General features: G+C 63.5%; 22 protein-coding genes and 1 tRNA gene. 10 read left to right on the forward strand and 13 right to left on the reverse strand.

From position 1 onward, the window contains the following. Nucleotides 1-14: 14 nt before the first annotated feature. Nucleotides 15-548 (reverse strand): outer membrane protein assembly factor BamE, encoded by a 534-nt coding sequence (locus GGR00_RS10905; protein ID WP_055971450.1) that lies wholly within the window; start codon nucleotides 546-548, stop codon nucleotides 15-17. Between the two features lie 112 nt (nucleotides 549-660). Between GGR00_RS10905 and GGR00_RS10910 the strand changes: the two genes are divergently transcribed. From GGR00_RS10910 to GGR00_RS10940, 7 genes are all read left to right on the forward strand, one after another. Beyond that, on the forward strand, nucleotides 661-1,203 hold the full coding sequence (locus tag GGR00_RS10910; protein ID WP_184699459.1) for a ubiquinol-cytochrome C chaperone family protein: 543 nt from the start codon (nucleotides 661-663) through the stop codon (nucleotides 1,201-1,203). Between the two features lie 12 nt (nucleotides 1,204-1,215). Beyond that, nucleotides 1,216-1,770, forward strand: coding sequence for a YceD family protein (locus tag GGR00_RS10915; protein WP_184699460.1), 555 nt, complete (start codon nucleotides 1,216-1,218; stop codon nucleotides 1,768-1,770). 105 nt (nucleotides 1,771-1,875) lie between these two features. Further along, complete coding sequence (plsX, locus tag GGR00_RS10920; RefSeq protein WP_184699461.1) at nucleotides 1,876-2,943, forward strand: phosphate acyltransferase PlsX; 1,068 nt, start codon at nucleotides 1,876-1,878, stop codon at nucleotides 2,941-2,943. A 12-nt stretch (nucleotides 2,944-2,955) separates the two neighbouring features. Continuing rightward, complete coding sequence (locus GGR00_RS10925) at nucleotides 2,956-3,927, forward strand: beta-ketoacyl-ACP synthase 3 (protein WP_184699462.1); 972 nt, start codon at nucleotides 2,956-2,958, stop codon at nucleotides 3,925-3,927. Nucleotides 3,928-4,047: 120 nt separating this feature from the next. Continuing rightward, nucleotides 4,048-4,371, forward strand: a complete 324-nt coding sequence (locus GGR00_RS10930; RefSeq protein WP_055971437.1) for an integration host factor subunit alpha — start codon at nucleotides 4,048-4,050, stop codon at nucleotides 4,369-4,371. Between the two features lie 114 nt (nucleotides 4,372-4,485). Further along, nucleotides 4,486-5,025, forward strand: a complete 540-nt coding sequence (locus tag GGR00_RS10935; RefSeq protein ID WP_184699463.1) for a MerR family transcriptional regulator — start codon at nucleotides 4,486-4,488, stop codon at nucleotides 5,023-5,025. A 124-nt stretch (nucleotides 5,026-5,149) separates the two neighbouring features. Further along, nucleotides 5,150-5,226, forward strand: a tRNA-Pro gene (locus GGR00_RS10940). 127 nt (nucleotides 5,227-5,353) lie between these two features. On the opposite strand, the gene GGR00_RS10945 is transcribed toward GGR00_RS10940, so the two are convergent. The 9 genes from GGR00_RS10945 to GGR00_RS10985 form a co-directional block, all read right to left on the reverse strand. Beyond that, nucleotides 5,354-5,608 (reverse strand): DUF1344 domain-containing protein, encoded by a 255-nt coding sequence (locus tag GGR00_RS10945; RefSeq protein ID WP_184699464.1) that lies wholly within the window; start codon nucleotides 5,606-5,608, stop codon nucleotides 5,354-5,356. Nucleotides 5,609-5,921: 313 nt separating this feature from the next. Then, a complete protein-coding gene (locus GGR00_RS10950; protein ID WP_055971429.1) occupies nucleotides 5,922-6,158 on the reverse strand; it encodes a DUF1344 domain-containing protein in 237 nt (78 codons plus the stop codon). 75 nt (nucleotides 6,159-6,233) lie between these two features. Then, nucleotides 6,234-6,470 (reverse strand): DUF1344 domain-containing protein, encoded by a 237-nt coding sequence (locus GGR00_RS10955; protein ID WP_184699465.1) that lies wholly within the window; start codon nucleotides 6,468-6,470, stop codon nucleotides 6,234-6,236. A gap of 492 nt (nucleotides 6,471-6,962) precedes the next feature. Further along, nucleotides 6,963-7,199 carry a DUF1344 domain-containing protein gene (locus GGR00_RS10960; protein ID WP_055971423.1) on the reverse strand — a complete coding sequence of 79 codons (237 nt, stop codon included), beginning with the start codon at nucleotides 7,197-7,199 and terminating at the stop codon, nucleotides 6,963-6,965. 326 nt (nucleotides 7,200-7,525) lie between these two features. Then, a complete protein-coding gene (locus GGR00_RS10965) occupies nucleotides 7,526-7,762 on the reverse strand; it encodes a DUF1344 domain-containing protein (protein WP_184699466.1) in 237 nt (78 codons plus the stop codon). Between the two features lie 212 nt (nucleotides 7,763-7,974). Further along, nucleotides 7,975-9,213, reverse strand: a complete 1,239-nt coding sequence (locus GGR00_RS10970; RefSeq protein WP_184699467.1) for an O-antigen ligase family protein — start codon at nucleotides 9,211-9,213, stop codon at nucleotides 7,975-7,977. Further along, nucleotides 9,210-10,745, reverse strand: a complete 1,536-nt coding sequence (locus GGR00_RS10975; protein WP_055971414.1) for an undecaprenyl-phosphate glucose phosphotransferase — start codon at nucleotides 10,743-10,745, stop codon at nucleotides 9,210-9,212. The genes GGR00_RS10970 and GGR00_RS10975 overlap by 4 nt, the downstream gene beginning before the upstream one ends. A 97-nt stretch (nucleotides 10,746-10,842) precedes the next feature. Further along, nucleotides 10,843-11,979, reverse strand: a complete 1,137-nt coding sequence (locus tag GGR00_RS10980; RefSeq protein WP_184699574.1) for a glycosyltransferase — start codon at nucleotides 11,977-11,979, stop codon at nucleotides 10,843-10,845. Nucleotides 11,980-11,994: 15 nt separating this feature from the next. Continuing rightward, complete coding sequence (locus tag GGR00_RS10985) at nucleotides 11,995-12,561, reverse strand: polysaccharide biosynthesis/export family protein (protein WP_055971411.1); 567 nt, start codon at nucleotides 12,559-12,561, stop codon at nucleotides 11,995-11,997. A 201-nt stretch (nucleotides 12,562-12,762) separates the two neighbouring features. On the opposite strand from GGR00_RS10985, the gene GGR00_RS10990 reads away from it, so the two are divergent. Continuing rightward, the gene (locus GGR00_RS10990) at nucleotides 12,763-14,964 is read left to right on the forward strand and encodes a GumC family protein (protein WP_184699468.1); all 2,202 of its coding nucleotides are present in this window, start codon (nucleotides 12,763-12,765) and stop codon (nucleotides 14,962-14,964) included. On the opposite strand, the gene GGR00_RS10995 is transcribed toward GGR00_RS10990, so the two are convergent. After that, complete coding sequence (locus tag GGR00_RS10995) at nucleotides 14,961-16,157, reverse strand: GNAT family N-acetyltransferase (RefSeq protein WP_184699469.1); 1,197 nt, start codon at nucleotides 16,155-16,157, stop codon at nucleotides 14,961-14,963. The two genes, GGR00_RS10990 and GGR00_RS10995, sit on opposite strands and share 4 nt — an antisense overlap. Nucleotides 16,158-16,246: 89 nt before the next feature. Here GGR00_RS10995 and GGR00_RS11000 point away from each other — a divergent pair, with 89 nt between their 5' ends. After that, nucleotides 16,247-17,296, forward strand: a complete 1,050-nt coding sequence (locus GGR00_RS11000) for a polysaccharide deacetylase family protein (protein ID WP_184699470.1) — start codon at nucleotides 16,247-16,249, stop codon at nucleotides 17,294-17,296. Between the two features lie 3 nt (nucleotides 17,297-17,299). On the opposite strand, the gene GGR00_RS11005 is transcribed toward GGR00_RS11000, so the two are convergent. Next, nucleotides 17,300-17,518, reverse strand: coding sequence for a DUF2842 domain-containing protein (locus tag GGR00_RS11005; protein WP_055971400.1), 219 nt, complete (start codon nucleotides 17,516-17,518; stop codon nucleotides 17,300-17,302). Nucleotides 17,519-17,677: 159 nt separating this feature from the next. On the opposite strand from GGR00_RS11005, the gene GGR00_RS11010 reads away from it, so the two are divergent. Further along, nucleotides 17,678-18,772: a COX15/CtaA family protein gene (locus GGR00_RS11010; protein ID WP_184699471.1), complete on the forward strand. Its 1,095-nt coding sequence runs from the start codon at nucleotides 17,678-17,680 to the stop codon at nucleotides 18,770-18,772. Here the strand turns inward: GGR00_RS11010 and GGR00_RS11015 are convergent. Further along, nucleotides 18,762-19,601, reverse strand: coding sequence for an aminoglycoside phosphotransferase family protein (locus tag GGR00_RS11015; protein WP_184699472.1), 840 nt, complete (start codon nucleotides 19,599-19,601; stop codon nucleotides 18,762-18,764). The two genes, GGR00_RS11010 and GGR00_RS11015, sit on opposite strands and share 11 nt — an antisense overlap.

Consider the following 19,601-nt stretch of genomic DNA (forward strand, 5'->3'; position numbering starts at 1 on the left):
AAGTCTTGTACGGCTTAGCTGCCGCCGAAAATGCTGCTGGCCGCGCTCGAGCCCATCTTGCCCGCGCCTGCAAGCAACTGGCCGAGGAAGTTCTGGTCCTTGCCGCCCGTCGGTGTGGTGCGCGAGATGAAGTCGAACACCTTGCCGTCCTGCATGCCGTAATTGGCAATGTTGGTGACGCGTCCGTCGGCGCCGAAATAGACCGCCAGCACGCGCTGCTCGACGAGCTTGGGCTTGGCGAAGGCGACGGCGCGCTTGCGCGTCTGTGAGATGTAGTAGAACACCTCGTTGTCGAAGGTCGCCGTCGTCGACGGCGTGCCGAGCGCAAGCAGGACCTGCTCGCGGCTGGATCCCACCGGCACTGAATCGATCGACTGCTGGTCGATGACGTAGCCCTGGGTCAGCGTCTCGCTGGGGGTCAGGTCACCGAAGGTCTTCGAGGTGTTGCACGCCGAAAGCGCGGCAGCGGCCGCGATCAGCGAAACAGCGCCAACCGGACGCAACGAAAATGGCATCTTGAATTTCAGCGAGTGCAACAACAACTCCATCCTGTCGTGCCAGAGCCTCTGCTTGCGCGAAGCCGCAAAACCGGTAAACCAGCTTGCGCGCCGATGCAACAAGGCCACTTAGCGAAACGGGTCCCCGGGAGACCGCCCTCAAATGTTCCAGCGTCTGTTTGGCCGTGAACGCCAAGCCAACCGCGCCATCACGGACGCGCTCTATACACGAATCGTGGCGGCGGCGCGGCAGGAGCCATTTTATTCCGCCTGGGACGTGCCCGATACGCCGCTCGGACGTTTCGAGATGCTTTCCCTGCACATGTTCCTGTTCCAGCACCGCCTGCGCGGCGAAACGGGTGCGCCCGCCGAGATTGCGCAGCTGCTCATCGACGAGTTCTTCCTCGATGTCGATCATTCCCTGCGTGAGCTCGGCATCAGCGATGTCGGCGTGCCCAAGCGCATGAAGAAGCTGGCCAAGATGTTTTATGGCCGCACCGAGTCCTACAAGGATGCGCTCGAACGCGACGATCACGCCGCTCTTGCTGCGGCGCTGATGCGCAACGTTCGTCCCGACGCCAGCGAATGGCCGCAGGCCTCCGACCTTGCCGGCTACGTCTTTGTGGCGAATCGGTTCCTGGCGGAACAGCCGTCGCAGGATATATGTGCCGGCAAACTGACCTATCCTGTGCCGCAGGCAGCCTGAAGGAGGCGACCCATGAAACTTGTCGAGACCCGGAGCCCGGTTTCCTTCCCGGTCAATGTCGCCCGGCTGCCGCAGAAGGGCATGGCCGTTGTCGTCGATGCCGATGCGGCCCAGCGCGCCGTCCTTGCCGAAGCTCACGGTCTGGTTTCGGTGGAGCGCTACAAGGCCGACCTTGTGGTCAGCAAGTGGAAGCGCAATGGCGTCAAGGTCAGCGGCCGCGTACAGGCGCGCATCACCCAGTCATGCATCGTCACGCTCGACCCGGTCGAGGCGACCATCGACGAGGATGTTGAAGGCGTCTACCTGCCCGAGGATTCCAAGCTGGCCCGGCAGGGCTTCAATGCCGCTGGCGAAATCCTGCTTGATGCCGACGGTCCCGACAGTCCCGAAACCTTCACCGGCGACACGATCGACGCAGGCGCCCTTGCTGAGGAATTCTTCGGCCTGGCCATCGATCCCTATCCGCGCAAGACCGGCGCTGCGGTCGCCAGTTCCGGCGATGGCGACATCGAGCCGGAAGAGAGCGAATTCCAGAAAAAGCTCCGCCTGATATCCAAGAAACTTTGAAAACGCCCGCCGTTTCGCGTAATCCCGGTTGTGCGGTCGTCCAGAACCGCTATTTTCGCCGGACTTTTGCCTGCCCTGCGACGCCAACAGTGAGATGACCGACGCGTGATCAAGATTTCCATTGATGCCATGGGTGGCGATCACGGCCCCTCCGTGATCATTCCCGCCTTGGCCAAGGTCGCCACCAGGCGCACCGATATTCGCTTCATCATCTACGGCCGTGAGGAAGTGGTTCGTCCCGAATTGGCCAAGCAGCCGCGGCTGGCCGCCGTCAGCGAGTTCGTTCACTGCGAGGTTGCGGTCCGGATGGACGACAAGCCCAGCCAGGCTCTGCGCCAGGGCCGCTGGAAATCCTCGATGTGGAAGGCCATCGAGGCGGTCAAGTCCGACACCGCCGATGCCTGCGTCTCCGCCGGCAACACCGGCGCGCTGATGGCGATGTCGAAGTTCTGCCTGCGCACCATGGCCACCATCGATCGTCCGGCGATCGCCGCCCTGTGGCCGACGACGCGCGGCGAAAGCGTGGTGCTCGATGTCGGCGCCACCATCGGCGCCGACGCGCACCAGCTCATCGATTTTGCCATTCTCGGCACCGGCATGGCGCGCGCGCTGTTCGGCATCGAGCGGCCCACCGTTGGCCTGCTCAATGTCGGCGTCGAAGAGATCAAGGGCCAGGAAGAGGTCAAGGAAGCCGGGCGCATGCTGCGCGAGGCCAACATGGCCTCGATGAGCTACCAGGGCTTTGTCGAGGGCGACGACATCGGCAAGGGCGTCACCGACGTCGTCGTCACCGAAGGCTTCTCCGGAAACATCGCGCTCAAGACTGCCGAAGGCACCGCGCGCCAGATTGGCGGCTATCTGCGCGAGGCGATGAGCCGCACGCTGATGGCCAAGATCGGCTACATCTTCGCCAAGGGCGCATTCGACCGCCTCCGAGAGAAGATGGATGTGCGCCGCGCCAATGGCGGCGTTTTCCTCGGCCTCAACGGCATTGTGGTGAAGAGCCATGGCGGGGCCGATGCGGACGGTTTCGCCGCCGCCATCGAAATGGCCTATGATATGGTCCGGAACCGGCTGCTCGACCGCATCGAGGCCGACCTGGACCTGTTTCATGCACGCAACCCGCATGCCGCGATGGGCCGTCCCACCGCTGCGGTCGAAGATCAGGAATAGGAACTCTTTGAAGTGATCAGATCAGTTGTGCGCGGCATCGGTTCGGCGCTGCCCCGCCGCATCATGAAGAACTCCGATTTCGCAGGCATGGTCGAGACCTCGGACGAGTGGATCGCCCAGCGCACCGGCATCCGCCAGCGCCACATCGCCGCTGACGACGAAACGACGGCCTCGCTCGGCGAGGCGGCAGCCCGCGCCGCCCTCGACAATGCCGGCCTGACGCCTGACGACATCGACTTGATCGTGCTGGCGACGTCGACGCCCAACAACACATTCCCGGCTACCGCCGTCGAGATCCAGAACCGGCTCGGCATGCGCCACGGCTTCGCTTTCGACATGCAGGCGGTGTGCAGCGGCTTCGTCTATGCCGTCACCACCGCCGACCTCTACATCAAGGGCGGTCTCGCCAGGCGCGTGCTGGTCATCGGCTCGGAAACCTTCTCGCGCATCCTCGACTGGACCGACCGCTCGACTTGCGTGCTGTTCGGCGATGGCGCCGGTGCGCTGGTGCTCGAGGCCGAGGAAGGGCAGGGCACCGTCGCCGACCGTGGCGTCCTGGCGGCCAGCCTGCGCTCCGACGGCACCCACAAGGACAAGCTTTATGTCGACGGCGGCCCGTCGACGAGCGGCACCGTCGGCCATCTCAAGATGGAAGGCCGCGAGGTCTTCAAGCATGCCGTCGGCATGATCACCGACGTGATCGAGGACGTTTTTGCTCGGACCGGCGTTTCCGCCGAAACCCTCGACTGGTTCGTGCCGCACCAGGCCAACAAGCGCATCATCGATGCCTCGGCCAAGAAGCTCGGCATCGCCGAAGAGAAGGCCGTGGTGACCGTACATCTCCATGGCAACACGTCGGCCGCCTCTGTGCCGCTCGCGCTCTCCACCGCCGTCGCCGACGGCCGCATCAAGAAGGGCGATCTCGTCATGCTTGAAGCCATGGGCGGTGGCTTTACCTGGGGTGCCGTCCTCATCAGGTGGTGATTCTGGCGCTTCGGCCGCCCCTCCGCAAGGTCAGGGCATCGGTCCTTGACCTTGACGGATCAATTACTTAACCTCCGCCGCGTTTGCTGAATTTCAGATTTTTGAGGATTGGACCGTCGCATGGGGGGAAAGACACTTACGCGTGCCGACCTCGCTGAATCCGTCTACCGGAAAGTCGGCCTTTCGCGCACCGAATCGGCGCAACTGGTCGAAACGGTTCTCGACGAAATCTGCGAAGCGATCGTGCGCGGCGAGACCGTCAAATTGTCGTCTTTTGCCACCTTCCACGTCCGCGACAAGAACGAACGTGTCGGCCGCAACCCCAAGACCGGCGAGGAAGTGCCGATCCTGCCGCGCCGGGTGATGACCTTCAAGGCATCCAACGTGCTCAAGAGCCGCATCCTGCGCGCGCACCAGAACGGCAAGTCGAAAGCCGCCAAGTAGCGAATACTCCGCTCTAAACGGTTGAAAGCCTGGTGTGTGATTCGCACCGGGCTTGAATGTTGTCGCGCAAACCGCTGAAATGAATCACGAATCGTTTTTGCGAAAGTGGCGACCATGGACAAGAGCCCCGACGCCTTCCGCACCATAAGTGAAGTGGCTGAAGATCTCGACCTGCCGCAGCACGTGCTGCGCTTCTGGGAGACGCGTTTCACCCAGATCAAGCCGATGAAACGTGGTGGCGGCCGCCGCTACTACCGGCCGCAGGATGTCGAGCTCATCAAGGGCATCCGCCACATGCTCTATGAGCAGGGCTACACCATCAAGGGCGTGCAGAAGCTGCTGCGCGACAACGGCAACCAGTTCCTGGTCGCCGTCGGCAGCGGTGACATGAAGGCTGTCGAGGCGATCGCCCAGCGCAAGCAGGCCGAGGCCCCGCTGACGCCGGCGGCCCAGCCGCGCGGCACCGACGAGGAGATGCTGGTCGGCGAAGCGCGGGCCAAGCCGAGCCGCCGCTTCTTCGGCCTGGGCAAGGGCGAGGAGGACGGGCCCGTCGCCGCCGACAGCGGCAAGCTGTCCCGCGACAACCGCGCCCTGCTGCAGGAGGCGCTGTTCGACCTTCTCGAGTGCAAGCGGCTGCTCGATCAGGTGCGCTGAAGCGGCCGCACGGCCGTTTTGGCCAGCGGCATCAATATCTTGTCTGGCGATGAAGAAGTTTGGCGGGAAAGCCGCCGAATTGGGTTGACCGGGACGGCAATATCAAGATACATCGCGACCGGTCCGGAGTGTAGCGCAGCCCGGTAGCGCACTTGACTGGGGGTCAAGGGGTCGTCGGTTCGAATCCGGCCACTCCGACCATTTTATCCCTTCCCCTGAATTCCATTTGTATCGCGAGCCGAACGGCTCGCTGCCGCGTTCCGCAGGAACGCCATGGACGCGGGCGCCCATGGCGTAGGTCGAAGCGTGCCGCAGGCGGCACCGGCAGTCACATCATCGACTGCGGGCTGACGAAGACATTGCGCACGACGTCGCCCTCGTCGTTGAGCAGGATCGTCACCTTCTCGCCGACCTTGATCGACGGCAGGGCGACATCGCGCGGAACCGTAAAGCTGCCGCCATGGTCCAGCGTGATGACGCGAGCGCCGGCATTGAACCGGGCGACGATCCCACTGGCGTCGGATGCGAGGGCCGATCCCGAAAAGAGGGCCATCGCGGCGGCGGCAAGAATGAGCTTGTTCATGATCGTAACTCCCATGGTGGTTGTTGAGATCCGGTGCCCCGGGGGCGCCTCGGGTGACATCGACAATTACGACCGGCAGCGCCCGCTTGTTGCGAGCGCGGTGGTAAACTCGGGACACGTTTTGATCACGCGATCTTGCCCTGTGCCCTGAAACCGGAAGGCAAAGCTATCGTTCACGCATGGCATCCGGGGCCGACGGGTCTGCGCTGAAGCCATGGCTCATCGCAGAAAAAGAAAAAAGCCACGGGCGGGGGCCCATGGCTTTTCTCAGTCCGACAGGCCGATGGACATCGGCCTCTCTGTGCGGCCTCATTTAGCGGAGAACCGCCTGGACCTTGTCGCCTTCGTCGTTGAAATGGATCGAGACGGTTTCGCCGGCCTGGATCACGGGCAGGGCGACGTCACGCGGGACGGTGTAGCTCTTGCCGCTCTCCAGCGTAATGACGCGCGTTTCGGGGTTGATGTTGCCGACGACACCGCTTGCAGTCGAGGCAAATGCGGCGCCGGTCATGAGCGAAAGTGCCGATGCGGCGAGGATGATCTTCTTCATTTTCGTAGTCCTTTCATCGTTCCGTAGCGTGGCCGAAATCTCTGTTCGGCTGCGCGGGTATCGGCGTCGCCGCATCTAGCGGAGGACGGCCTGGACCTTGTCGCCTTCATCGTTCAACTGGAGCGAAACGGTGTCGCCAGTCTGGAGCGCAGGCAGGGCAACGTCGCGCGGAATGGTAAAGCTCTTGCCGCTTTCAAGAGTAATGACGCGAGTGTCGGTGTTGATGTTGCCAACAATTCCGCTTGCCGGAGAAGCAATGGCAACGCCGGCGATGATCGAAAGTGCCGACGCGGCGATAATTATCTTCTTCATTTCCGTATTCCTTTCATTTTCCGGTAGCGTGGTCGAAATCTTTATTCGGCCGTTTCGCTTACCATCACCAGATAGGTCCCTATCTCTGCGATTGCTACAGGCCGGTCGGTCACTCTGATTCACAAAGCGGTCACGCCGTGTTGAGCCGGCAAATGGTGCCGGACTGTTCACAAAAGCGGCTTCGGGTGGGCAATGGCCGGCAGTGGACGTGGCACCGGTCGCGGTCCTTGCCCGGGGTGCTGGTGGGGGCGTTGTCGGCCCCAAATCAGTGCCGACGCTCGGTATGGACAGGAAGGCAGGCTATGCAGGGTCGCCGGGCTTTGGGCCTGCCGGCAGGCCCGCGTGGCGGCCAGGGAGCGCGCGCGGGCATGCTCGGCGGCTATCCTGAAGCCCAAACGCAAAGAAAGCCACGGGTGGGAGGGCCCATGGCTTTCTTTCAGAGATAGCTATTTCTTGGTACTGGGCACCAAGTCTTCGCTCAGGCCGTCGTACTTAGCGGAGGACGGCCTGGACCTTGTCGCCTTCGTCATTCAGCTGGATCGAGACGGTGTCGCCAGCCTGGATCGCAGGCAGGGCAACGTCACGCGGAATGGTGAAGCTCTTGCCGCTTTCGAGCGTGATGACGCGGGTATCGGAGTTGATGTTGCCAACAACGCCATTTGCAGACGAAGCAAAAGCAGCGCCGGTCATGATGGAAAATGCCGAGGCGGCGATGATGATCTTCTTCATTTTCGTATTCCTTTCAAGTTTTTTGGCGGTTTTGAACTTCTTGTTCAATTTTCCCGCCGACCACAAACACATAGGTACCTATCTTTGTGATTACTATCAGTCGTTAGGTGGCGAATCGGTGCCGCACTGTTCACAAAAGTAGGTCGATGTGGGTGGGGCTGTTGCTGTGCGTCGTTCGGGTATCGCGCCATCTTTGCGAACTGAATTGGCTGCGTGCAGTTGGCCGGGGCCCGGACGAAAAAAGCCATGGGTGGGAGGGCCCATGGCTTTTAGAATTGACGAATCCTCGATGCGATGATGCGATCATCGAGGTATCCGCAGTCTCCTTAGCGGAGAACGCTCTGGACGCGGTCGCCTTCGTCGTTGAGCTGGATCGAGATCTTTTCGCCGACCTGGATCGCCGGCAGAGCAACGTCGCGCGGAATGGTATAGCTCTGGCCGTTCTCGAGGGTAATAACGCGAACGTCGGAGTTGATCTTGGCAACAACGCCGTCGGCGGATGAAGCAAGAGCTGCACCGGTCATGAGAACGAACGCAGAAGTGGCGAGGATGAACTTGTTCACGACAATATTCCTTTCATTTTTCGGTAGCGAGGCCGAGAGGTTTTGTCGGCCGTTTCGCTTACAGAATGTACATAGGCACCTATCTTTTAGATTGCTACAGGTCGAACGGTAACTCTGTGTCACAAAACGCTCACGGCGATTTGAGCCGGCAAAACGTACCGGGCTGTTCACCAAAGCCGGAGTGATGCGCGCAAGCGCCGAATGTAGCTGCGTCAGTGCGTGTGCAGCGCGAGCGTGCGCTGGTGGCGTGCCTCGAGCGCGATCGCGCCCCAGATCAGGCCGAGCAGCAGGTAGAAATGGCGCCAGTGGTCGGTGTCGATGACGGTGCCGAGGGCGATGTGGCCAAGGAAGACGACATAGGCCGACAGCAGGTAGGGCTGCCACGGTCGGTTGCGCAGCAGGATGCGGAAGCCGTCGGCTACGGTCCACACGATCAGCGTCAGGTAGCTGGCGAAGCCGAGCCAGCCATAATCCATCAGCGCCTTGAGCCAGATGTTGTGCGTGTCCTCGCCATAGATCTGGCCGAAGACCAGCGGACCGATGCCGAGCGGCTTTTCGGTGGCCAGCAGGAAGCCGATGCCGTAGCGCGCGAAGCGGCCGAGGCGCGCGCCGTCATAGTCCTGCACGAGCTGGGCGCGTGTCGTGAACAGTTCGCCGACGCCGGGAATTTGCAGCGCGATGAGCAGGGCCGTGGTCAGCAATGTCACCACGGCCATGCACATGACCACGAGCCTGAGCCGGAAACGGCCGCTGTTGCTCTGCAGGAACAGGAAGCCGGTGAGCAGGATTGCCGAGGTGGCGAACAGGCCCCAGGCACCGCGCGAGAAGGACAGGAAGATGCCGCCGGTGATGATCAGCAACAGCATCGCATCCAGCGCCATCCTGGCGGAACTTCCGGTCAGGACGCGGTAGAGCAGGTAGATGCCCGGTAGCGTGAGGAACGGACCGAAGACGTTGGGGTCCTGGAAGGCGCCGGCGGCGCGATCGAACTTGGTGAACATCTCGGCCCCCGGCACGGCGCCGAAATATCCGGCAATGCCGAGCAGCGAGGTGACCACGGCCGACGTCACCCAGGACAGGAAGATGACCCGGTAGAGCTTCGGGTCGGTCTCTGTCACCGCGGCAAAGAAGATCGCCGTGAACGCCAGGAACAGCGACACCGCCAGATAGAGCGGCGTGTTCATGAGGTTCGGCATCTGGGTCATCGAGATCATGCCGCCGATGTTGAACACCACGAGCAGGACGACGAGCGGCGTGATCGCCCGCGTGATGCGCAGCCCGAACAGCGACCAGACGGCGATCAGCCCGGCCATGTAGAGCTCGTAAGGGGCCGGTTCGCGAATGACGAAGCCCGACAGCAGCACGCCCAGCGCGATCGCACCGGAGGCGACCAGCCCGATCAGCTTGGCATTGATCGCGGCTCGCGGCAGCTCATAGGTGATCGCGCTCAATAGGCGTTTTCCGTGTCGAGCAGGCGGATCGGCGTGAGGAACAGGATCCTCATGTCGAACCAGAGCGACCAGTTCTCGATGTAGTAGAGATCGAATTCGGTGCGCTTGCGGATCTTCTCGTCGGTATCCATCTCGCCGCGCCAGCCATTGATCTGTGCCCAGCCGGTGACGCCGGGCTTGACCTTGTGGCGGGCGAAATAGCCGTCGACCACTTCATTGTAGAGCAGGTTGTGCGATTGGGCCGCCACCGCATGCGGGCGTGGGCCGACCAGCGACAGGCTGCCGAACAGCGAGTTGAAGAACTGCGGCAGCTCGTCGATCGAGGCCTTGCGGATGAAGCGGCCGACACGGGTGACGCGGGGGTCGTTCTTGGTCACGCTCTTGCGCGCCGAAGGGTCGGACTGGTCCGTATACATCGAACGGAACTTGTAGACCTCGATCACCTCGTTGTTGAAGCCGTGGCGCTTCTGCTTGAACAGCACCGGGCCCTTACTGTCGAGCTTGATGGCGACGGCGGTGGCGATCATCACGGGCGAAAAGACGATGATGCCGAGCAGGCTGAACGCGATGTCGAATGCGCGCTTGGCGACCGAATCCCAGTCGTTGATCGGCTTGTCGAAGATATCGAGCATCGGCACGGCGCCGATGTAGGAATACGAGCGCGGCCGGAACTGCAACTGGTTGGAGTGTGCCGACAGGCGGATGTCGACCGGAAGCACCCACAATTTCTTGAGCAGTTGCAGAACCCTGGTCTCCGCCGTCAGCGGCAGCGAGACGATCAGCATGTCGATGCGGGCGATGCGCGCGAACTCCAGCAGTTCCGAAACCGTCCCGAGCTTCGGATAGCCGGCGACGATCGGTGGCGACCGCTTGTCGTCGCGGTCGTCGAAGATGCCGCAGATGCGGATGTCGTTGTAGGGCTGCTGCTCGATCGAGCGGATCAGCACTTCGGCCGCCTTGCCGCCACCGACGATGACGGCGCGCCGCTCCATCCGTCCGTTGCGTGCCCATCTGCGGATGACGCGCGCCATGATCAGGCGCAGGCCGATCAGCAACCACAGGCCAAGCACGAACCAGCTGCCGAACAGCAGGCGGGAATATTCCGCCGAAACCTTCATGAAGAAGGCCGTGACCGCCATCAATGCGAAGGTCGTTGCCCAACCCAGGGCGATCCGCCCGATCGAGGCGCCCGGTCGCAGCATCGACTGCAGCTGGTAGCAATCCATGACCTCGAAGAAGAGGACGGCAGCAAGGGACCCGGCCAGGATGACGAGCGGATATTGCCAGCTGAGATGGCTGAGAAAGCCGACATGGTAGGCAAAAAGCGCCAGTCCAGAGATGACGAGCACGGCGAACTCGGCGAGGCGCAGCCAACCGCTGACCATGACCGGGGACATGGTGTCGCGCCGGTATTGGGCAGCCACCTCCTGGGCGACACTGCTCAGCTTGGCGCTATCGGATTTGGTGCCGTCGCCGCTAGCCGCCTTGACGGCTTCCGCACTGAAGCGGTGCTTTGGGTCGAAATTGCTCATGGTCGTCGATCTGTTGGCCCGTCGCCGGATTGCCAGATGGGCTTAGCAAAGATGAGCTAAGAAACCCTTGAGCGGGTCGGATGCCTTCTAAAGGTCTTCAACTGCGGCTTGGTGCGAGGGCCGAGAAATATGCTTTCTCGATGTCGCTGGCCATCACGCTCACCCCGAAGCGGGACTTCAGTTCGACAGGCCCGGGCATCAGTTTTCCATAGGCAACGGGGTTTTCCAGCGACGAGCGCATCCTCTCGCCGATCTCTTCGGCACTGGGCATGACCAGGGCAGGGGAGTTCGTTCCGAGGATTTCGGGAATGCCGCCCACCGCGGTTGCAATGATGGGTTTGCCCGCGGCCAGGCTCTCGAGCACGATATAGGGCATGGCCTCGGCGCGCGAGGGCACCACGACGCAGGCAGCAAGGGCGAACGCCAGCCGCGCCGGCATGGGCGGCATGAAGCGGACGTCGCCGGCAAGGCCCAGTCTTTCGACCTGCGCACGGTAGTGCGGCAGGTCCTCGCCGTCGCCGACCATCACGGCGGTGACGTTGCGGCCGAGATGTTGCCGCAGCCTGGCCAGAGCATCGATGAACAGGTCCGGCCCCTTCAGGTCGCGCATCATCCCGATGTACAGAAAGTCGGCGCCGCCCACGGGCACCGGCTCGAACTCTTCGTCCCGCAGCCCGTTATAGACCAGGCTGTTCGGCACGCGCGGAGCGCCCACCTTGCGGATGAAGGTCCGGCGTTCGTAGTCGGAGACGAACAACAGGTGGTCGGTGAAGCGTTCCATCAGCCGTTCGAGTCCGAAGAACAGCTTTCCCGTAAGGGTCCTCTCGTCATAGTGCAGACTGCCGCCATGCGGCGAATAGAGGCGGGCCACGCAATACCTTGAAACCCGCAACAGTGAGCCGAACGCACGCGCATAGACGCCACCCTTGGCGCCGTGCCCGTGCAGCACGTCCGGCCGCAATTCCTTGATGATCTTGTAGGTGCGCCAGCCGGCGGCGATGTCGCCGGGCCCGACGTGGCGCTGCATCGTGGTGCGCCAGATCCCGAGCGCCAGCATCGGCTTGATCGCCTCGAACAGCCGCTCTTCGTGATCGCCGCCCGTGGACAGGTCGCAGATGATGCCGACCTGGTGGCCGGCTGCCACCTGTGCCTCTGTCAGGTCGCGCACATGTCTGAAGATGCCGCCGACCGGCGACCTGAAGCAGTGGACGATCCGGAGTTTGCGGGGCGCGATCTGCTGCACGGCGGCTTAGAACAGCCGTTCGCGGACGTAGATCGTATCGCCGGGCAGGAGCGGGTCGCTGGTCAGCACGCGACCGGTCATCACCTTGCCGTTGATGTCGCGGGTGATGTCGACATTGCCCTGGTTGGCGCGGGCGCTGTAGCCGCCGGCCATGGCCACGGCCTTTTGCACGGTCAGCCCGGGGACATAAGAATACTGGCCCGCGGCCCCGACTTCGCCCATGACGAAGATCGGCCGGTAGCGGTCGACTTCGACCGAAACGTCAGGATCGCGCAGATAGCCCTGGCGCAGCTTGGCTGCCAGTGCCTTCTCGACCTCCTGCGCAGTGTAGCCGCGCGCCGGAACGCCGCCGACGAGCGGGAAGGAGATGTAGCCCGACTGGTCGACGCTGTAGGTGTTCGTCAGCCCTTCCTGCTCGAACACGGTGACCCGGATGCGGTCGCCGGCGCCGAGGCGGTATGGCTGGTCGAGGACTTCATGAAAGGCAGCCGGTGCCGGTTTGTAGCTCGAGCAGCCGGTGAGGGCGAGCATGACGGCAACAAGCGCGTGGCTGGCGGCAAGGGAGCTTTTCATTTCGGCAGACACACCTTCGACTGCTTGCCGCCACGCTGCGGGAGATCGGTTGGCGTCCGTTATCGTCTTGTTAGGGTTAATGCCCGGTAAAGGCCTGGGCGGTCTCTGTGGCATGGGCCGTGGGAAGGGGCTGCGGCCGTTAACGCCTGGGTTACCATGTTTGTTTACCGTGCGGCCTGCTTAGCCTCGGAGTAGGAATGCATGTCGGGCGTTCAATCCACTGCCGGTGATGTCGATGTTGATCTCGGCCATCTCTTTGCCAGCCTGGCGAGGAACTGGTTGCGCTTGCTGTTGGTTGCAGTGGCCGTCACCGCGCTCGCCTTCGTGCTGGCGTCGATGGCAACGCCGAAATACCGCGCCGAGACGCGTCTTCTGATCGAAACGCGCGAGTCGGTCTTCACGCGGCCCGACGGCAGCAGCGAGAGCGAGCGTCCCATTCTCGACGAGGAGGGGGTTACCAGTCAGGTCGAGGTCGTCGGCTCGACCGACATTCTCAAGCAGGTCGCCAGGCAGCTCGATTTGGCCAGCCGGCCGGAGTTCGACGCGGCCGCCGACATGTCGACGCTTTCGCGCCTCATGGTCATCGCCGGTCTGAAGAGCGATCCCAACGAATTGCCGCCAGAAGAACGCGTGCTCAAGTCGTTCCGTGAACAGCTGACGGTCTACCGCGTCGAAAAATCCCGCGTCATCGTCATCCAGTTCTCCTCCTCCGACCCAAAACTTGCCGCCGATGTGCCGAACGCCATCGCCGATGCCTATCTGGCCTTCCAGCGCGGCGCGAAGCTTGAATCAAACACCGAGGCGACCGACTGGCTGAAGCCCGAGATCGACGACCTCAACCAGCGCGTCAAGGACGCCGAGGCGCGCGTCGCCAGCTTCCGGGCACAGTCCGACCTGCTTGTCGGTCAGAACAATTCAGTCCTGGCCACCCAGCAATTGTCCGAACTGTCGAGCGAGCTGTCGCGTGTCCGCGCCAGCCGCTCCGCCGCCGAGGCGACGGCCCAGAGCGTACGCCAGGCGCTGCAGCGCGGCGGTTCGATCGATGCCGTGCCGGAAGTGCTCTCGTCGGGCCTCATCCAGCGCCTGCGCGAACGGCAGGTGCAGCTCAAGGCGGACATCGCCGATCTTTCGACGACGCTTTTGCCGAACCATCCCCGCATCAAGGCGCTCAACTCCCAACTCGCCGATCTCGACGTCCAGATCCGCTCCGAGGCCGAGAAGGTGCTCAAGGGGCTGGTCAACGAGGCCGCCAATGCCGACCTCCGTGAAAAGCAGCTCGTCGCCGCGCTCAACACGCAAAAGGCCGAATCGGCCCGGGCGTCGGAAGAAGAAGTCGAACTGCGGGCACTGGAGCGCGAGGCGGCGGCCCAGCGTGCGCTGCTCGAATCCTATCTCACCCGCTACCGCGAGGCCTCCTCGCGCCAGGACCGCAACTATCTGCCGGTCGACGCGCGCGTCTTTTCGCGCGCCATCGTGCCGTCCGAATCCTACTTCCCGAAGATCGTGCCGATCGTCGGCGCAGCCTTCGTCGGTTCGCTGCTGCTGATGGCAATCTTCACGCTGCTGCGTGAACTGTTCTCCGGCCGTGCCATGCGCCCCGCTGCCGGATCCCGCGTAACGCCGGTGACGCAGGTCGCCATGCCGGCGCGCCGCGCGGCAAGCCTGCCCGACGAAGCGGAGCCGCAGTCGTGGGATGACGCCGGCGAGCCGGCCGTCGCCGTCGCCGTCGAATATGAAGACACGCAGCCCGAAATCCAGACGCTTGACGACGAGGAGCCGCTCGTCGCCGCGACGCCGACCCAGCCCCATGCCGGCATCAGCATCGAGACGGCAGCCGAAAGGCTCATCGCCGGCGGTGCCGCACGCGCCATCTTCATTTCGCCCGAGGGGGACGATGCGGCAGCGACGGCCGTCCTGGTGGCCCGCGAAGTGGCCGACACGGGACTGCGCGTGTTGTTGCTGGATCTGACCGCGTCAGGTGCGGCGTCTCGGCCGATGCTCGACGGTGGCCGCTATCCCGGCATCACCAACCTCCTTGCCTCTGAAGCCCAGTTCAGCGACGTCATCCGCGCCGACCACTATTCGGACTGCGATGTCATGCCGGTGGGCACCGCCGATCCGGCGCGCGCGATGCGTGCCGCCGATCGCCTGCCCATCATCATGGAATCGCTGACGACGGCCTATGATCTGGTGGTTGTCGAGTGCGGCCCGGCCGATGCCGACGAGATCAGGCGCCTGGTTGGCGATGGCACCGAGGTGCTGGTCAGCTTCCTTCAGCATGACGATGAGATCGCCGATGTGGCCGACGGCCTGCGCGCCGGTGGCTACGAGGACGTCATCCTGGTGACGCCGGTCGGCCACGACTTGCCGACGACGCCACTGCCGACACGCTCGGCTGCCTAGTCTTCCTCGGCGGGGGCGTCCTTGCCGCGCACGCCTGACCTCAGCCGCTTGAGCACCGCCCAAAGCCTGGCGTTGTTCTTGACCGCGCTCTTGAGCCGCGAGATTGATTTCAGGGCCAGCGCATAGAGCCGGCCCTTCACCGTCAACGGCACCAGAACGTCCGAGTGCTGGATTTCGACGTCGCACCACTGGCGCTTGTACGGCTCGTCGCCGACGCTGAAATCGTAGATGTCGAAGCCCTGGTCGCAGGCTTCGGATATGTTGTCGAAGAACAGGTATTCGCCGGGGCTGGCAAAGGCCAGCTCGTCGTCGGCGATGGCGCCGAACTCGCAGACCAGGCGGTTCCCGGCCCGGCTCGATCCGGTGACGGCACGGTACTTTCCGCCGACCTCCAGTCCGTGCAGGACAAACGGCGGCGGATCTTTCTGCAGCGCATCGGCAAACAGCTTGCGGAAGAACGTGCGGACGCTGGCGTCGGCGAAGACGTCGACGATGCCCATCGCGCCAAAACGCTGCTCCTTCATGGCGAAAAAGGCGTCCAGCATGGTGTTCGCATCCGCTTCGGTGGTGGCAACGATGCGGCGGGCACCACCCACGGTTTCGTATTTCCGTTCCTGGCTGCGATGCCGCTTGCGTTTCCTCTTGCCGCTGGTGCGCGTGAGAACAGCCTCGAAGCCGCCGTCGAGATCGACGGCAAGGGCAACGTTGGGGCTTGGCGTGGAAGCCAGCTTGAGCAGCGGATTTGGCAGCCCGTCGAATTCGGTAATCAGGCGGTCGAACGCGACGATGTCGATATCAGGCCGCGCCCGCCGGATCGAGCCAACGAGCGTTTCGATCGCGGCGGCGCTCGCCGTCGCCGGCCAGGTCCGGTCCACGGCCGGAAAATTGCCGTTCGCGTGCTTGCCGCTGAGAAAGCGTGCGATGCGGAACGGCCCTTCGCGGGTCACTTCCAGGGTTACCGAGAGCACCGGGCGTCCCTTGGCGCTCAATGTGGCAATCAGCGCATCGACGGTGTGTGTCTCGGTCCATGCGGCTACCCATTCGGCGCTCTGCGATGGTCCCGCAACGCTGGCCAGCCTGCCATAGGCCGCCATGGCCTCGGAGGAGGCTGCGACCGCGACTGCACTCATCGCATTGCCGGAAGTCGCGACTTGGCGCGTCAGCATCTCGCGGTCTGCGGCAGCGTCAACCATACTTCAATCCTTGCCGGCTATTCATCGGCATACAGGACGCGTTCCCTGCGTGTTCGATGCAGCCAAGCCTATGCGCCAAAGGTGAAGGAATGATCGACGCAGCCCGTAAGCTGGCTTTCCTGCTGATCGGACATGCCGGCCTGGGCGCCTTGGCCAAGCCTCTTGTGGGCGGCGTTGGCGCAATCCTGATGCTGCACCGTGTCACCGCCTTCTCTGGTCGGCCGGACGGGCCCAACCGCCATCTCAGCATCACGCCCCAGTTCCTCGACGCGCTGATCGGTGAGATGAAGCGCTTGGGTTATGCCTTCGTCTCCATGGACGAGGCCGTTGCGCGCCTGCGTTCGCCGGGCAGGGGCGGCCGGTTTGTGGCATTGACCGCCGACGATGCCTATCGCGACAACCTGACCGAGGCGCTCCCCGTTCTGGAAACCCATGCGGCACCGATGACCATCTACGTCGCCCCGGGCCTGACCGGCGGCGATGCCGATCTCTGGTGGGAAGTGCTCGACGATATCGTCGAGGCGGCAAAGCCGCTCTCTGTGGCCATGCCGGATGGCGAGATGAAGCTCGATTGCTCGACGGCGGAAGGGCGAGCAAACGCTTTCCGGCGCCTGTCGGCCCACATCACCAGCGAAGTGCGCGAGGAAGACCAGCGCACAGTCCTGCGTCGATGGGCTGCCCAAGCCGGCGTCGACGCCGCCGCGCTTAACAGCAAGCTGCTGATGACCTGGGACGAGATCAGGCGATGTGCCGCGCATCCGCTGCTCACCATCGGCGCGCATACGGTGCACCACTACAATCTCAAGCGCCTGAGCAGGGAAGCCGCAGTGCGTGAAATATACCGCTCGCGCAGCATGATCGAGGCTGAGCTGGGCTTTGCACCTCGCCATTTCGCCTATCCCTATGGCTATCCGGCGGCGGCGGGTTTGCGCGAGACCGAACTGGCGCGCGAAGCAGGCTATCTCTCGGCGGTGACGACGCGCCACGGCATCCTGCGGCCCGAGCATGCCGGGAGCCTGCATGCCCTTCCCAGGCTGTCGGTCAATGGCAGGCACCAGGATCTGGCGGCAATGCGGGCGATGCTGTCGGGCGCGACGACGCTTTTGGCAAATCGCGGCCGGCGGGTGGTTACGGTCTGACGGCTAGCGGCCGGCGGCCTTGGACGGCTTGAGCATCCATTTGATGATCCACATTGCCGGCAGGATCCACAGCAGGCCGCTGAAGAAGAAGAAGGCGAGGTGGACGACCGGGCCCGATTGCGACAGCTGCGCGACGGCAACCATCGTCGCCACCAGCGAGTAGACGATCACCAGCAGCACCAGCAGCACGGTGCCGATCAGCTTCTTGACGCGAACGGGCATTTCTTCATCCTTTGTCCAGGCTTCGCATAGTCGCTCTGGCCAGGCGGCGCAACTGCCGAGGCGGCGCGGCGCGACGGCGTGTCGCGTGGGCCGAACTTGCCAGCGGGGCCACTATGGTCCACCAGTCCCGCGGTTTCGAACGAGCCGGGAACGATCGCAATGTCTGCCATGACCAACACTGCCGCACCGCTTGCCGAGCGAAACCGGGAACTGCGCAACCGCGCGCTCGTACGCGGCTGGCTCTACGTCGTGCTCTTGGTCCTGTTCGCTCTCGTCATGGTCGGCGGCGCCACGCGCATGACCGGCTCGGGACTTTCCATCACCGAATGGAAGCCCATCCACGGCGTCATCCCGCCGCTCAACCAGGCCGAATGGCAGGAAGAGTTCGAAAAATACCAGCAGATCCCGCAATACGAGCAGGTCAACAAGGGCATGACCGTTGACGAGTTCAAGGGCATTTTCTGGTGGGAGTGGGCGCATCGCCTGCTTGCCCGCGGCGTCGGGTTCCTGGTGGCGATCCCGCTCGCTTTCTTCTGGCTTTCCGGCCGCCTTGAGCGCCGTCTCAAGCCGCGTCTTGTCGGTCTTCTGGCGCTTGGCGGCTTCCAGGGCTTCATCGGCTGGTGGATGGTTGCCTCGGGGCTTTCGGAGCGCGTTTCGGTCAGCCAGTACCGCCTTGCGATCCACCTGACCTTCGCCTGCATCATCGTCATGGCCGTCGCCTACATCGCGCGCGGGCTGGCAAGCTATTCGGAAAGGCCGGCCGATCGCCGGGTCCAGCGCTTCTCGGGCATCATGGTGCTGCTGGTCATGTTCCAGATCTATCTCGGCGCGCTGGTCGCCGGCCTGCACGCCGGCCTCAGCTACAACACCTGGCCGCTGATGGATGGCGCCATCATCCCCGGCGACCTGCTCGTCATCGAGCCGCTCTGGCGCAATTTCTTCGAAAGCCCCAAGACGGTCCAGTTCGTCCACCGCATGTTTGCCTACACGGTCCTGGTGGTGGCCCTGTGGCACGCGTTTTCGACGATGCGCGTAGCGCCGGCGTCAACGCATGCGCGCCGGGCATGGCTGCTTGCGCTGCTGATCCTGGGGCAGGGCGCGATCGGTGTCGGCACCTTGCTGGCACAGGCGCACATGCATTGGGCGCTGCTGCACCAGGGTTTTGCCCTTGTGGTGCTGATCTTCGCCACCGCCCATTGGCGCGGCACCAAGGGCGCCTATCCCCTGGAAAACGACGTGGAAGTCAGAAGCTAGAGCGCACCTTGCGGATCGCTTCCACGACCGCGAGTTCGCTTTGCTCGTCCTCGGCGTTGTTGTCTTCGGCATGCCAGGACGCCGACAGGCAGCCCCAGGCGATGGCATGGTCGAGGATCGCGTCGGGACGCTGGCCCAGCGTCCTTGCGAACGTCTCGGCCATGTATGCGACCCGTTCGGGGTCGAGGCTGAGGTCGTGCCGGTAGAGCGGATTGTAGAACAGGTTCGCCGCGTCGAAGGCCGGGTCGCCGATCAGGCCCTTGGGATCGATCACCAGCCAGCCGCGCTCGCCAAGCAGGATGTTGTCGTGATGCAGGTCGCCGTGCAGCACGTGCAATTCGTGCGGATTAGACAGCAGGCGCTCGGCAATCGTGGCAGCCTCGACATAGGGGCTTCCCGCAGCGGCGTCGAGATCCGCCTTGGCCTTCTTGAACAGGCTGGCGTAGCGTTCTCTCAATGGCTGCAAATCGGCGGGAGGAGGGGTGTCGGACGGCGACAACAGCCTTGCCATCACCTCGTTGGCGATATCTGTCGCATGGCGGTCGCCATGTTCGTTCAGCTCATCGGTCAGCAGCCGGTCGCCGGCATATTCGAGAAGCATGTCGTGCCCCTCGAAGCCCAGCAGCCGGACTGCTCCCATGCCACCGCGCCACGACAGGTAATGCGCGCCGCGAATCTCGTCGGCGACGTCGTCGAAAGGCTTGAGCGCCTTGACGACGGCTGGAGTGCCGTCTGCCCGCCGCACCTTCCAGATGCGGCTGGAAAACGTCTCGGCGATGAGCTGCGGATCGGTGACGTTCCAGCGCGCCGGAAAGACAGCCTGATCCAC

Origin of the sequence: Aminobacter aganoensis, assembly GCF_014206975.1 — a bacterium.
GTDB lineage: Bacteria > Pseudomonadota > Alphaproteobacteria > Rhizobiales > Rhizobiaceae > Aminobacter > Aminobacter aganoensis.

Bases quoted from the DNA above. Each gene is read 5' to 3' on its own strand.
- GGR00_RS10995 (WP_184699469.1), bottom strand. From the start codon at position 16,157: ATGGTTGACGCTGCCGCAGACCGCGAGATGCTGACGCGCCAAGTCGCG.
- GGR00_RS10935 (WP_184699463.1), top strand. From the start codon at position 4,486: ATGGACAAGAGCCCCGACGCCTTCCGCACCATAAGTGAAGTGGCTGAA.
- GGR00_RS11010 (WP_184699471.1), top strand. From the start codon at position 17,678: ATGTCTGCCATGACCAACACTGCCGCACCGCTTGCCGAGCGAAACCGG.
- GGR00_RS11005 (WP_055971400.1), bottom strand. From the start codon at position 17,518: ATGCCCGTTCGCGTCAAGAAGCTGATCGGCACCGTGCTGCTGGTGCTG.
- GGR00_RS10905 (WP_055971450.1), bottom strand. From the start codon at position 548: ATGGAGTTGTTGTTGCACTCGCTGAAATTCAAGATGCCATTTTCGTTG.
- GGR00_RS10945 (WP_184699464.1), bottom strand. From the start codon at position 5,608: ATGAACAAGCTCATTCTTGCCGCCGCCGCGATGGCCCTCTTTTCGGGA.
- GGR00_RS10930 (WP_055971437.1), top strand. From the start codon at position 4,048: ATGGGGGGAAAGACACTTACGCGTGCCGACCTCGCTGAATCCGTCTAC.
- GGR00_RS10910 (WP_184699459.1), top strand. From the start codon at position 661: ATGTTCCAGCGTCTGTTTGGCCGTGAACGCCAAGCCAACCGCGCCATC.
- GGR00_RS10950 (WP_055971429.1), bottom strand. From the start codon at position 6,158: ATGAAGAAGATCATCCTCGCCGCATCGGCACTTTCGCTCATGACCGGC.
- GGR00_RS10985 (WP_055971411.1), bottom strand. From the start codon at position 12,561: ATGAAAAGCTCCCTTGCCGCCAGCCACGCGCTTGTTGCCGTCATGCTC.
- GGR00_RS10975 (WP_055971414.1), bottom strand. From the start codon at position 10,745: ATGAGCAATTTCGACCCAAAGCACCGCTTCAGTGCGGAAGCCGTCAAG.
- GGR00_RS10915 (WP_184699460.1), top strand. From the start codon at position 1,216: ATGAAACTTGTCGAGACCCGGAGCCCGGTTTCCTTCCCGGTCAATGTC.
- GGR00_RS11000 (WP_184699470.1), top strand. From the start codon at position 16,247: ATGATCGACGCAGCCCGTAAGCTGGCTTTCCTGCTGATCGGACATGCC.
- GGR00_RS10990 (WP_184699468.1), top strand. From the start codon at position 12,763: ATGTCGGGCGTTCAATCCACTGCCGGTGATGTCGATGTTGATCTCGGC.
- GGR00_RS10960 (WP_055971423.1), bottom strand. From the start codon at position 7,199: ATGAAGAAGATCATCATCGCCGCCTCGGCATTTTCCATCATGACCGGC.
- GGR00_RS10955 (WP_184699465.1), bottom strand. From the start codon at position 6,470: ATGAAGAAGATAATTATCGCCGCGTCGGCACTTTCGATCATCGCCGGC.